The 12,212-nt window shown below is 59.5% G+C and carries 16 protein-coding genes; 5 read left to right on the forward strand and 11 right to left on the reverse strand.

What is annotated here, in order from left to right; genetic code table 11:
- Positions 1-3: 3 nt before the first annotated feature.
- From atpA to B5M06_RS04780, 6 genes are read right to left on the reverse strand one after another with little or no spacing between them, the layout of a single operon-like run.
- Positions 4-1,563, reverse strand: a complete 1,560-nt coding sequence (gene atpA, locus B5M06_RS04755) for a F0F1 ATP synthase subunit alpha (RefSeq protein WP_054065860.1) — start codon at positions 1,561-1,563, stop codon at positions 4-6.
- Positions 1,564-1,610: 47 nt separating this feature from the next.
- A complete protein-coding gene (locus B5M06_RS04760) occupies positions 1,611-2,150 on the reverse strand; it encodes a F0F1 ATP synthase subunit delta (protein WP_054065859.1) in 540 nt (179 codons plus the stop codon).
- A gap of 11 nt (positions 2,151-2,161) precedes the next feature.
- The gene (locus B5M06_RS04765) at positions 2,162-2,632 is read right to left on the reverse strand and encodes a F0F1 ATP synthase subunit B (RefSeq protein ID WP_054065858.1); all 471 of its coding nucleotides are present in this window, start codon (positions 2,630-2,632) and stop codon (positions 2,162-2,164) included.
- Positions 2,633-2,667: 35 nt separating this feature from the next.
- Positions 2,668-2,916, reverse strand: a complete 249-nt coding sequence (atpE, locus tag B5M06_RS04770) for a F0F1 ATP synthase subunit C (protein WP_011803767.1) — start codon at positions 2,914-2,916, stop codon at positions 2,668-2,670.
- A 45-nt stretch (positions 2,917-2,961) separates the two neighbouring features.
- Entirely contained in the window at positions 2,962-3,825 is an 864-nt protein-coding gene (gene atpB / locus B5M06_RS04775) for a F0F1 ATP synthase subunit A (protein ID WP_054065857.1), read from the reverse strand.
- 21 nt (positions 3,826-3,846) lie between these two features.
- On the reverse strand, positions 3,847-4,323 hold the full coding sequence (locus tag B5M06_RS04780; protein WP_054065856.1) for an ATP synthase subunit I: 477 nt from the start codon (positions 4,321-4,323) through the stop codon (positions 3,847-3,849).
- Between the two features lie 288 nt (positions 4,324-4,611).
- On the opposite strand from B5M06_RS04780, the gene B5M06_RS04785 reads away from it, so the two are divergent.
- From B5M06_RS04785 to lipA, 3 genes are read left to right on the forward strand one after another with little or no spacing between them, the layout of a single operon-like run.
- Positions 4,612-4,899 (forward strand): YbeD family protein, encoded by a 288-nt coding sequence (locus tag B5M06_RS04785; protein WP_054065855.1) that lies wholly within the window; start codon positions 4,612-4,614, stop codon positions 4,897-4,899.
- A 21-nt stretch (positions 4,900-4,920) separates the two neighbouring features.
- Positions 4,921-5,613, forward strand: coding sequence for a lipoyl(octanoyl) transferase LipB (gene lipB / locus B5M06_RS04790; RefSeq protein WP_054065854.1), 693 nt, complete (start codon positions 4,921-4,923; stop codon positions 5,611-5,613).
- Positions 5,614-5,624: 11 nt separating this feature from the next.
- Positions 5,625-6,605, forward strand: coding sequence for a lipoyl synthase (lipA, locus tag B5M06_RS04795; RefSeq protein WP_054065853.1), 981 nt, complete (start codon positions 5,625-5,627; stop codon positions 6,603-6,605).
- A gap of 358 nt (positions 6,606-6,963) precedes the next feature.
- On the opposite strand, the gene ptsP is transcribed toward lipA, so the two are convergent.
- The 4 genes from ptsP to B5M06_RS04815 form a co-directional block, all read right to left on the reverse strand.
- The gene (ptsP, locus tag B5M06_RS04800) at positions 6,964-8,721 is read right to left on the reverse strand and encodes a phosphoenolpyruvate--protein phosphotransferase (RefSeq protein WP_054065852.1); all 1,758 of its coding nucleotides are present in this window, start codon (positions 8,719-8,721) and stop codon (positions 6,964-6,966) included.
- 78 nt (positions 8,722-8,799) lie between these two features.
- Positions 8,800-9,069 (reverse strand): HPr family phosphocarrier protein, encoded by a 270-nt coding sequence (locus tag B5M06_RS04805; RefSeq protein ID WP_054065851.1) that lies wholly within the window; start codon positions 9,067-9,069, stop codon positions 8,800-8,802.
- A 1-nt stretch (position 9,070) separates the two neighbouring features.
- Positions 9,071-9,496 carry a PTS sugar transporter subunit IIA gene (locus B5M06_RS04810; protein ID WP_054065850.1) on the reverse strand — a complete coding sequence of 142 codons (426 nt, stop codon included), beginning with the start codon at positions 9,494-9,496 and terminating at the stop codon, positions 9,071-9,073.
- A 91-nt stretch (positions 9,497-9,587) separates the two neighbouring features.
- Positions 9,588-10,160, reverse strand: coding sequence for a hypothetical protein (locus tag B5M06_RS04815; protein ID WP_054065849.1), 573 nt, complete (start codon positions 10,158-10,160; stop codon positions 9,588-9,590).
- Between the two features lie 115 nt (positions 10,161-10,275).
- Here B5M06_RS04815 and B5M06_RS04820 point away from each other — a divergent pair, with 115 nt between their 5' ends.
- The gene (locus tag B5M06_RS04820) at positions 10,276-10,779 is read left to right on the forward strand and encodes a TlpA disulfide reductase family protein (protein ID WP_054065848.1); all 504 of its coding nucleotides are present in this window, start codon (positions 10,276-10,278) and stop codon (positions 10,777-10,779) included.
- A 134-nt stretch (positions 10,780-10,913) separates the two neighbouring features.
- On the opposite strand, the gene B5M06_RS04825 is transcribed toward B5M06_RS04820, so the two are convergent.
- Positions 10,914-11,369, reverse strand: coding sequence for a c-type cytochrome (locus B5M06_RS04825; protein ID WP_114070897.1), 456 nt, complete (start codon positions 11,367-11,369; stop codon positions 10,914-10,916).
- A 155-nt stretch (positions 11,370-11,524) separates the two neighbouring features.
- On the opposite strand from B5M06_RS04825, the gene B5M06_RS04830 reads away from it, so the two are divergent.
- On the forward strand, positions 11,525-12,211 hold the full coding sequence (locus tag B5M06_RS04830) for a cytochrome b/b6 domain-containing protein (RefSeq protein ID WP_054065846.1): 687 nt from the start codon (positions 11,525-11,527) through the stop codon (positions 12,209-12,211).
- Position 12,212 lies beyond the last annotated feature (1 nt).

Raw genomic sequence — 12,212 nt, forward strand, 5'->3', positions numbered from 1 at the left:
GAATTAAGCGAACGACTTCTTGAACGCAGCGATGGCAGCGGTCAATTCAGCTTCGTCCTTGCCTTCCTTGTCGAAAGCACGGTTTTGGTTCAGACGGTCCAGCAATGCGCCATGGCTGGTCTTCAGGAACTGGTGCAGACCAGCTTCGAATTCCAGAACCTTCTTCACATCGATGTCGTCCATGAAACCCTTGTTCACGGCGAACAGCGAAGCACCCATCAAGGCAGTGTTCAGAGGCGAATACTGGGCTTGCTTGAGCAGTTCGGTCACGCGTGCACCACGGTCCAGCTGCTTGCGGGTTGCTTCGTCCAGGTCGGAAGCAAACTGCGCGAAAGCGGCCAGTTCACGGTACTGCGCCAGGTCGGTACGGATACCACCGGACAGGCCCTTCACCAGCTTGGTCTGAGCAGCACCACCCACGCGGGACACGGAGATACCAGCGTTAATAGCGGGACGGATACCAGAGTTGAACAGGTTGGTTTCCAGGAAGATCTGGCCGTCAGTAATCGAAATCACGTTCGTAGGAACGAAAGCGGACACGTCGCCAGCCTGTGTTTCGATGATAGGCAGAGCAGTCAGAGAACCGGTCTTGCCCTTGACTTCGCCATTGGTGAACTTCTCAACGTAGTCAGCGTTCACGCGAGCAGCACGCTCCAGCAGACGCGAGTGGAGATAGAACACGTCGCCAGGGAAAGCTTCACGTCCTGGAGGACGACGCAGCAGCAGCGACACTTGACGGTAAGCCACAGCCTGCTTGGACAGGTCGTCATACACGATCAGGGCGTCTTGACCGCGGTCGCGGAAGTATTCGCCCATGGTGCAGCCTGCGTAGGCAGACACGTACTGCATAGCAGCGGATTCGGAAGCCGTAGCTGCCACCACGATGGTGTAATCCATCGCGCCAGCTTGCTCCAGAGAGCGCACCACGTTCTTGATCGAAGAAGCCTTCTGACCAATAGCCACGTAGATACAGGTAACGCCTTGGCCCTTCTGGTTGATGATGGCGTCGATAGCCACAGCAGTCTTACCAGTCTGACGGTCACCAATGATCAGCTCACGCTGACCACGGCCCACGGGAACCATGGAGTCAATAGCCTTGATACCAGTCTGCAGAGGCTGGTCCACGGACTGACGTGCGATCACACCAGGTGCAACCTTTTCGATCACGTCGGTCATCTTGGCGTTGATGGGACCCTTGCCGTCGATTGGCTGACCCAGCGCGTTCACCACACGGCCAACCAGCTCGGGACCAACAGGCACTTCCAGGATACGGCCGGTGCACTTCACAGTGTCACCTTCCGCGATGTGGGTGTACTCACCCAGCACCACGGCACCCACGGAATCACGCTCCAGGTTCAGAGCCAGGCCGTAGGAAGGCTGGCCATCTGCTGTAGCGGGGAATTCCAACATTTCGCCTTGCATCACGTCGGACAAGCCATGGACGCGCACGATACCGTCGGTCACCGACACCACGGTGCCTTGATTACGGATATCGCTGCTGGCTTCCAGACCTTCGATGCGGCTCTTAATCAGTTCAGAAATTTCTGCGGGATTGAGTTGCATGACTCTTTCCTTCTTTCTTTAGTTAGCCGAGACCTCAATCCGCGTACTTACGCAGTGAGGGCCGCTTTCATTTGTTCCAGACGGGCCTTGACGGAGGTATCCAGCACCTCGTCGCCCACCACAACGCGAACGCCGCCAATCAAAGATTCGTCGATCTCTACAGACAGGTTCAGCTTGCGTCCAAAGCGCTTCTCCAGCGCTTCGCCGATGCCTGCCAGCGCAGCATCATCCACAGGGAAAGCGCTGTAGACGATGGCATCCGACGAGCCGTTGCGGCGGTTCACAAGACCACGGAACTGCAGTGCCACTTCGGGCAGCGCATCCAGACGGCCGTTCTCAATGATGACGCGCAGGAAGTTGCGTGCAGCATCCGGCAAAGCCGAACGGGCCACGCCGGTGATGACTTCGAGCACCTGCTCGTTCGTCACCTTGGGGCTGTCAGCCAGTTGGCGCAATTGTGGATCGGCGGCAATCGCCGCCAATTCCTCCACCCAAGCGACAGTGCTGCTCAAGTCAGCGCCGGTGTCGGCGCAGGCTTTGAACAAGGCTTCGGCGTAAGGGCGGGCAATGGTGGCGAGTTCTGCCATATTTGCTTTCCTTACAGCTCTGTCTTCAGGCGGTTCAACAGATCAGCATGAACGCCGGCATTCACCTCACGGCGGAGGATTTGCTCAGCGCCCTTCACAGCCAATGCGGCGACTTGCTCACGCAATGCCTCGCGGGCTGCGACAGCTTGCTGTTCGGCTTCGGCACGGGCAGCGGCAACAATCTTGTTGCCTTCTTCTGTCGCGCGCGCCTTGGCTTCTTCAATGATGGCCTGGGCGCGGCGATCGGCGTCCGCAAGCCGCGATGCTGTCTCGTTGCGTGTCTGGGCCAGTTCTTGCTCTACGCGCTTGTTAGCAGCGCTGAGCTCAGACTTAGCCTTGTCAGCAGCAGCGAGGCCATCGGCGATTTTCTGGGCTCGCTCGTCCAACGCCTTCGCGATCGGGGGCCACACGAACTTCATCGTGAACAGCACCAGGATCAAGAAAACGATGCACTGAACGAACAGGGTCGCGTTGATACTCACGGCAACACCTTTCTTTCTAGGGCGTTGATCGGAGCTTAGGCCAGGACGAAGGGGTTGGCGAAAGCGAACAGCAGAGCGATAGCAACACCGATCAGGAAAGCAGCGTCGATCAGACCAGCCAAGATGAACATCTTGGTTTGCAGTTCGTTGATCAGCTCAGGCTGGCGAGCCGAGGATTCCAGGAACTTACCGCCCATCAGCGCGATACCGATCGAAGCGCCGATAGCGCCCAGACCAACGATCAGACCACAAGCCAGAGCGACGAGACCGAGAATGTTTTCCATGATGACTCCTAGAGATTAAGGGAAAGTTGAAGTGAAAGGGAAAGGTCAGTGGGCTTCATGCGCCTGGCCGAGGTAAATCAGCGTCAGCATCATGAAAATGAAGGCCTGCAGGGTGATGATCAAGATGTGGAAGATCGCCCAGATAGAGCCCGCAATGATGTGCCCCACGGGGAGCAACACACCAGAGAGCGACATGGCAGCCGCACCGCCCATCAGGGCAATCAGGCAGAACACCAACTCACCAGCGTACATATTGCCGAACAGTCGCATACCGTGCGAAACCGTCTTGGCAACATATTCAATGATCTGCATCAGCAGATTGACTACACCCAGGATCAGGGCGAAGACAGGATTCTTAGAAGTACCAAAAGGAGCAGTCACCAGTTCGTGTGCCCAGCCACCTGCGCCCTTGATCTTGACGCTGTAGTAGAAGCACAGCAGCAGCACACCAACCGACAGACCCAAAGTGGTCGACAAGTCAGCAGTAGGCACAACACGCAGATAGGCATGAGGATCACCCTGGACGCCTTGCCACAGTACGGGCAGCAAGTCCACGGGCAGCAAGTCCATGGCGTTCATCAAGAAGATCCAGACAAACACGGTCAAAGCCAGAGGCGCGATGAACTTGCGCGATTCGTTGCTGTGAATATTGGCCTTGGCTTGGTTGTCCACCATTTCCACCAAGATTTCTACGGCAGCCTGGAAGCGGCCGGGCACACCGGATGTTGCCTTGCGGGCACCCAACCACAGCAAGAACAGACCCAGAACGCCGCAGATCACACTGACCACGACCGAGTCGATGTTCACCACCGAGAAATCGATGATGGAGTTCTGCTTGATATTTTGCAGGTGCTGCAAGTGGTGAACAATGTATTCACTTGCGGTTGGAGCGTGCGCGTCGGCTGCCATCGGTGAACTCTTCTCTCAATATCAATCGGTTTTTCGGACACTGGCTCGACCTGTAATCAGAACGAGCCAGTACGTTTTCATCGTTACCACCATTCCTGCCAGCAACGCCAGCCAGTGCAGGTTTGGCACCAAGCGAGGAGCGGCCGCCAACATGGCAATGCACAGCACCAGCTTGACAAACTCCCAGGCGAACAGCCTTGCGATCGCGCCCGATGCCTGCGCTGTGCTGCCGCTGTTGCGCGCCACTCCCCGGGCGAACAATGCTGCAGGCACCACGATGGCCAACGCACCATAGGCGGCTGACCAAGCGGCTGCACGACCCGCAATCCACCAAGCCAACAGCGCAACCGCAGCGCCCATCAGGGCTTGCAGCACCAAAATGCGCCACATGGACATCTTGGGCTGGCGCTTGCGCCACGCTTCAGCCTCTTCAGGCGTCAGGGGCTTGATTTGCGACTCTTCGTCCTCAAATTCCAGTTCAGGGGCTTGATGTTTCATGTGTTCAGCGAGCCAAAACTCAAACCGGAATTTTTACAAAGCCTCTGATTATACGTAGAAACCCCTTTTCAACCGAAGACCTTATGGCTTTGGCAAAGGGTTTTTACGGACAATCCCATGCTGTCTGTCTCTAGACACCAACACGGTCCAAGGCATTTTTCTGCCGGGCAGACCTCCTCAGCGTGATCCTTCCACCTGCAGCGCCGGCCTTCGGACCGAAGCTGTAACGATAGCGCACAATGCGCCTGAAACCAAGCAAAGTCCTTTGACTTCAACCCCATCACAGCCATGAACGACACCGCATCTCCCGAACCCCGCAAGGACTCGCTGATCGAGTACCCCAGCCTGTTTCCTATCAAGGTGATGGGTCTGCACACTGACGACCTGGTACACCAGATCACGACTGTAGCCAAGCAGTTTGACCCTTTCTTTGACGCCTCTACCGTGGAACTGCGCCCCAGCAGCAGCGGCAAATATCTGGGTGTGACCATCACCGTGACAGCGACCAGCCGCGAGCAGTTGGATGACCTTTACCGCGCGCTGACCAGCCACCCCATGGTCAAAGTGGTGCTCTGATTACGAACTGCTGCTACTGCCATGGACGCACGTCTGATCGGCCGCGTGGACTACGCCGCATGCAATGCGGCCATGCAGGCCTTCACCGCCAACCGCGATGCTGCTACTAGCGATGCGTTGTGGCTGGTCGAACACAACCCCACCTTCACCCAGGGCCTTGCGGGCAAGGCGGAGCATCTGCTCGTGCCCGGCAATATTCCCGTGGTCTCCACCAACCGTGGTGGACAGGTGACCTACCATGGGCCCGGTCAGGTCGTGGCCTACCCGCTGCTGGATCTGCAGCGCCTGGGCTACTTCGTCAAAGAGTATGTGTACCGGCTGGAAGAAGCCGTCATCCGCACACTGGCCTATTACGGCGTGACAGGCCATCGCGTAGCGGGTGCGCCCGGCATCTATGTGCGCCTCGATGACCCGCGCAGCCATGCCATGCTGGAGCAACGCCCTCAGCGCCGCGAGCCTGGCAGCGCCGCACCTGAACCTGACTTTGCAGGCCTGGGCAAAATTGCAGCCTTGGGCATCAAGGTCAGCCGCCACTGCACCTATCATGGCGTGGCACTGAACGTGGACATGGACCTAGAGCCCTATCAGCGCATCAATCCATGCGGGTACGCCGGCATGGCCACCGTCGATCTTTCTACAATCGGCGTTCAGACAACCTGGAGCGAGGCCGCGCAAGTGTTCGGCCACGAGCTGATCGCCCGCCTGGCTCCCTGAGACTATCTACCATGAGCAGCAACGAAGTCGTGCGCGAAGCGCAGTCCGCCGAGAACTACAACCCGCTGGCCAAGCAGAAGGCCGCCGCCAAGCTCTCCCGCATTCCCGTCAAGGTCGAACAGGCGCCCGTGCTGAAAAAGCCCGAGTGGATCCGCGTCAAAGCAGGCAGCCCCACGACACGTTTTTACGAGATCAAGGACATTCTGCGCGAGCAAAAGCTGCACACCGTCTGCGAAGAGGCTTCCTGCCCCAACATCGGTGAATGCTTTGGCAAGGGCACAGCCACCTTCATGATCATGGGTGACAAGTGCACACGCCGCTGCCCCTTCTGCGACGTGGGCCACGGCCGCCCCGATCCGCTGGATGTGGACGAGCCCCGCAAGCTGGCCGAGACCATTGCCCGCCTGCGTCTGAAGTATGTGGTGATCACCAGCGTGGACCGCGACGACCTGCGCGACGGCGGCTCTGGCCACTTTGTGGAGTGCATCAAGCAGACACGCACCCTGTCGCCCGAGACGCAGATTGAAATTCTGGTGCCCGACTTCCGTGGCCGTGACGACCGTGCGCTGGAAATCCTCAAGGCAGCACCTCCCGATGTGATGAACCACAACCTGGAGACCATTCCACGCCTGTACAAGGAAGCTCGCCCCGGCTCGGACTACCAGTTCTCGCTGAACCTGCTCAAGAAGTTCAAGGCGCTGCACCCTGATGTGCCCACCAAGAGCGGCCTGATGGTGGGCCTGGGCGAGACGGACGAAGAAATTCTGGAAGTCATGCGCGACATGCGCGCCCACAACATCGACATGCTGACCATTGGCCAGTACCTGGCGCCCACCAACAGCCACCTGCCTGTGCGCCGCTATGTGCACCCCGACACGTTCAAGATGTTCGAGCAAGAGGCCTACAAGATGGGCTTTACGCACGCAGCCGTAGGCGCCATGGTGCGCTCCAGCTACCACGCCGATCAGCAAGCCCACGCGGCTGGCGTGTAAGCACCCAGCAGGCACCCACAAAAAAAGCAGCTTGAAGCTGCTTTTTTTTATAGCTATTAGCGCTTGAAAATCAAGCAATTGCAAGCTATTTATATTTAAAAAGCTTGCAGCACAAGCGCTGAAAGCTTCTATTTTGAGAGCGATATTTCATCGAAAAAAATGCGTGGCTAACCGGGCAGTCCGCTGGCTGGCAAAAACGACTGCAGGCTTTACAGGCCTGTTCGTCGCCCCACGATGAAACCAGAACCACTGCAGTCCCTTGGAGCACCCCACCAGAGCAGCATCTCAGGACTCAGTGCTGTGGATACTAACACTGATTGAGAATTATTCGCAAATAAATTTGCGTAACAAAGTGTCCTCAGGCCACGGCTTCCAGCATGGTCGCGGGCTCTTCCGCTCCCAGCACCTGCTGCGCCCAGGGCTGCAGGCGTTGGGCATCGGCGCGCAGCACTTCCTGCTTGACGCTCAGAATCTGCGCGGGGTGCATGGAGAAGCTGCGCAGCCCCAGGCCCAGCAGCAGGCGCGTCATGCTGGTGTCGCCCGCCATTTCGCCGCAGACACAAACCTGCTTACCCATTTCATTGGCGGTGCGAATGACCTGCGCCACCAGCTCCAGCACGGCGGGGTGCAGCGGGTCATACAGATGGGCCACGGCTTCATCGGCACGGTCAATGGCCAGCGTGTACTGAATCAGATCGTTGGTGCCAATGGAGACAAAGTCAAAGTGCTTGAGCAGGCTGCGCACCATGAGCGCTGCGGCAGGCACCTCAATCATGGCGCCCAGCTGCACTTCACCGCAGGCAACACCACGCGCCTGCAGCTCTGCCTTGGCCTGCCTGACCTGCGCCAGGATGCTGTGCGCCTCATGCTGGTGCGAGACCATGGGAAACAGCAGCTGCACCTTGCCAAAAGCTGCCGCCCGCAAAATGGCACGCAGCTGGGTGCGGAACATGGCAGGCTCCGCCAAGCTCCAGCGAATGGCACGCAGGCCCAGCGCGGGGTTGAGTGAGGTTTCCTTGCTGCCTTTTTGCAGGGGTTTGTCTGCCCCCACGTCAATGGTGCGAATGGTCACAGGCAGGCCCTGCATGCCTTCGACAGCCGTCTTATAGGCTTCAAACTGCTCGTCTTCACCGGGCAGCTTGCCTTCGCGCCCCATGAAGAGGAATTCGCTGCGAAACAGGCCGATACCCGCTGCCCCGGCACGCAGGGCCACAGCCGCATCATCCGGCTGCTCGATATTGGCCAGCAGTTCGATGTGCTGCCCATCCAGCGTGACCGCCGGTGTATGGCGCAGGCGCGCCAGGCGCTCACGCTCGAGCAGGTCCTGGCGCTGGCGAAAGCGGTACTGCTCCAGAATGACGGGGGAAGGGTCTACCAGCACGATACCGAGATTGCCATCAATGATGACCCAGTCGTCCTGGCGGATCAGCTGGCTGGCTGCACGCGCGCCCACCACGGCGGGAATGTCCATGCTGCGTGCCACGATGGCGGTGTGGCTGGTCTTGCCACCTACGGCCGTCACAAAACCCGCAAACACGCTGCGCCGGAACTGCAGCATGTCAGCCGGTGACAAATCCTGCGCCACCAGCACCAGCGGTGCCTCGGTCATGCCATCGAGTGCCGGCTGCTGGGCCACTTTTTCGGCCAGCACGCTAGGCGCCAGCTCACTGGGCGCCATGCCGCGCATGTAGCGCAGAATGCGGTCGGCCACCTGCTCCAGATCGGCCTTGCGTTCGCGCAGATAGGGGTCTTCCATCTCATCGAACTGGCGCGAGATCTGCTCGAGCTGCGTCATCAGCGCCCATTCGGCGTTGTAGAACCGCTCGGAAATCCAGTGCCGCACGCCAGATGCCAGCACCTCGTCCTGCAACAGCATGAGGTGCACTTCCAGCAAGGCTGCAAGCTCGCCCGGCGCATCGGCGGGCAGATCGCTCACCAGGCGCTGCAGCTCATCGACCACCGCATTGCGCGCATGGCGCGCACGGGCGATTTCTGCCTCCACCTGAGATGCTTCGATAAAGTAGTGTGGTACTTCAACGCGGCTGGAAGCCACGACCACAGCGCGCCCGATCGCAATACCGCGCGAAACCGCCAACCCGTGGATGGCAAATGTCATGTCCTAGTCCTTCTTGACTGCGCGCAGTCTGCACAAAGCTAGGTGTCGGACCGCCCCAAACAAACTGCTCAGCGATTGTTACTGGTCTTCACCAAACTTGTCGTTGATCAATGCCACCAGCGCATCCAGCGCTTCCTGCTCCTGAGGCCCATCGGTTTCCAGCACCACCACCGAGCCCATGCCAGCAGCCAGCATCATGACGCCCATGATGCTCTTGGCATTGATGCGGCGATCGCCCTTGCTCATCCATACATCGCAGGGGAAGCTCGCAGCCAGCTTGGTCAGCTTGGCGGAGGCACGCGCATGCAAGCCCAGTTTGTTGCTGATAGTGATCTCGGTCTTGACCATGTTAATTCTGAGAAGTTGATTGGTTCGGTGCAGCACCGCCGGTCTGCAGCATGCCCTGCTGGCCGCCCGTCAACGCGCGCTGCGCCTGCTGTGCCAGCGGTTCATGGCGGTAGCAGATGGCGCGCAGCAGCATGGGCAGGTTCACACCCACCAGCAGACAGGCCGCCGTGCCTTCCACCAGCCGGTGTGCCACATTGCTGGGGGTGGCGCCCAGCACATCCGCCAGCACCAGGGTACGTTCGGCTCCGCTTTGCGCCAGCAGCGCACGGGCCGTGGCCAGCGTGGTTTCCGGGGCTTCATCGGGGGGAACGTCCAGCACGCTGATATCGCTCACACAGTCAGCAAACACATGGACGGCGCAGTCCCGCAGCGCTTGTGCCAGCGGTGCGTGGGCAATTAGCAGAATGTGATTTGCGGTGCCAGACATAAGCATTCCTCTCTATTATGACGCCAGCGCCCGCGCGCCCTGCCGGGCATCACCGCATGCTGCGCGTCAGACATGACGCAGGCACTGTGCCCTATTTCAGCACGATGCTGTCAAAAAACGTCTGGGCATTGCCGTGGTAGGCCTTGGGCGCGTAGACCACGGCGTGGAAGATGCGTGCCTTGTCGCCCTCCTGCCGCGCAAACCAGACGCCGTGCGTTGTCACCGTCCAGCCCGCACGGCCTACGCCCTCAACCGATGCCAGGATGGAGCGCGGCAAATCCATGGCCCCTGCTGGCACAAAAGGTGCACCGCTTTTCTTGCCCTCGCCGTCCACCGCCTTGAACTGCGTGAGCGTGGCGGCCTGCCAGAAGGCCAGCGCTTCATCCGCGCGCTCGGGGTCATCCAGCAGCCAGTGCGAGATGGCAAAGGTCGAGTCCACCGCATCACAGCCCGCCATGCTGACCGGCACGCTGCCAATGTCCATGCCAAAGTCCACCGGCGTACGGGCGAACTGCGGGTCACAGGGGAACTGCATCTCCAGCCCCGCCTCATCGAGTGACAGGGGCTGCCACGCCAGTTCTGGCTCGGGATTGCTGCAGGCGCTCACGAGCAGCATCGTGCAGGCGGCGGCCAGGTATCGCGTCAAGGTCTGGAGCTGGGTCATGTCTGCATTATCGGCAGCCGTTTCACGGACCTAAGCACAAACAGCATCCCCATAGACCCGCACTTTGCCCGACTTTGCCCCCACCGCTCCGGGCAGCACGGCACAATAGAACGCTATGGCAATCAAACACATCGTGGCAGGCGTAGCGCTTGCAGCTTTTGCGGGTCTGGGTGCTTACGTCTATTTTGGCGAAGGGGCGCAGCAGGCTCCGCAGACCCAGTTTGTACTGCTGGACGGCTCCAGCAAGACCACGCAAGACCTGCGCGGCAAGGTCACGCTGGTGAATTTCTGGGCCACCAGCTGCACCACCTGTGTGGCAGAGATGCCCGAGATCGTTGCCACCTACAACAAGTACAAGGACCAGGGCTACGACACCCTGGCCGTGGCCATGAGCTACGACCCGCCCAGCTATGTGCTGAACTTTGCCCAGTCGCGCCAGCTGCCGTTTCAGGTGGCTATCGACAACACCGGCGCTGTGGCCAAGGCCTGGGGCGATGTCAAGCTCACGCCGACCACCTACATCGTCAACAAGCGGGGCGAGATTGTGAAAACCTATATCGGCCAGCCCGACTTTGCGGAGCTGCACCAGCTGATTGAAAAGCTCCTGGCAGAGGCCTGACCCGCCAAGAATCAAAAAAGAGAGCTGCCAGCGCTTGATATTTCAAGGTTTCAACATCTTTTGATGCTGAAACCCAGCAAATAAAAGCGCTGGCAGCTCTACTTTTTATGCAAAGCGCTTTTCAGCGCAGCCCATCAACGGTTGCGGAAGGCGTCGTGGCAAGCCTTGCAAGTCTGTGCTGCAGGGCCAAATGCGGCCTTCAGCTGGGCCAGATCGCCTGTCTTGGCGGCAGCGGCCAGCTTGCCCATTTCGGTTTCGTAGTTCTTGGCCGCTTCGTCAAACTTGGCCTTTTCCTTCCAGATCTCAGCCTTGGCCTTGCCACCTTCTGTGCCAGCGCCAAAAGCCTGCCAGGGCAGTGCCGCCAGCGTCTCCAGCACCTGCGCATTCTGCTTGGCCAGTTCCGCATCAAACGGCGCGCGGCCATTGGCCATGGCACCCAGGGTGCCAAAGTGCTGGCTGGTCACAAAAAACACATTCTGGCGGTACTTGATGGCATCTTCGGCCTTGGCAAACTTCAGCGTATCGGCCGAAGCAGCCATGCTCACCACCGCTGCAGACACTGCCAGCACGGCAGCAGAGAGGGACTTCAATCGCATGGGGTCACTTCCTTTCTTGCTATAAAACACACAACAATATGCAGGTGCAGCGGGAAGTATCGCCGCGAGCGCAAGGTTTCCCCAAACGGAATCCCCATGCTTTGATACACCACAGCGACGCACTCCCACCAGCCACCTATATTTCACGCATGCGCACATCCAACACCACCCGCCTTCGCATCTGGGATCTGCCCACCCGTCTGTTTCACTGGCTGCTGGTTGCCAGCATCATTGCGCTGGTTGTCACCGCCAAAATCGGCGGCAATGCCATGGAGTGGCACCTGCGACTGGGCCATGCAGTGCTGGGCTTGCTGCTGTTTCGCGTACTCTGGGGCTTTGCAGGCGGCCACTGGTCGCGCTTTACCACCTTCATCCCTGGCCCGGCCCGGCTGCTGCGCTATCTGAAGGGGCAAGGCACTGCGGCGGACAAAGCCGGGCACAACCCGCTGGGTGCCCTCTCCGTCATCGCCATGCTGCTGGTCATTGGCATGCAGGTGGGCACGGGCCTGATCAGCGACGATGAAATTGCCTTTGCCGGCTCACTGGTGCGCTATGTCTCGGGCGACACCATTGCCTGGGCTACCACCTGGCACAAGACCTGGGGCCAGTGGCTGCTGTACACCGTCATCGGTCTGCACCTGGCGGCTATTGCCTGGTACAGCCTGATTGGCAAAGAAAAGCTGGTGCCTGCCATGCTGCATGGCGACAAAACCGGCCTGCCCGTTGACCTGCCCCCCAGCCACGACGGCTGGCGCGCCGTGGTGCCGGCCCTACTGTTTGCGGCAGCCTGCGCCGTCATGGCCTATTGGGTCTGGACACGTGCCACATCGTTTTAAC

It is taken from the genome of Comamonas kerstersii (assembly GCF_002056725.1).
Lineage (GTDB): Bacteria > Pseudomonadota > Gammaproteobacteria > Burkholderiales > Burkholderiaceae_C > Comamonas > Comamonas kerstersii.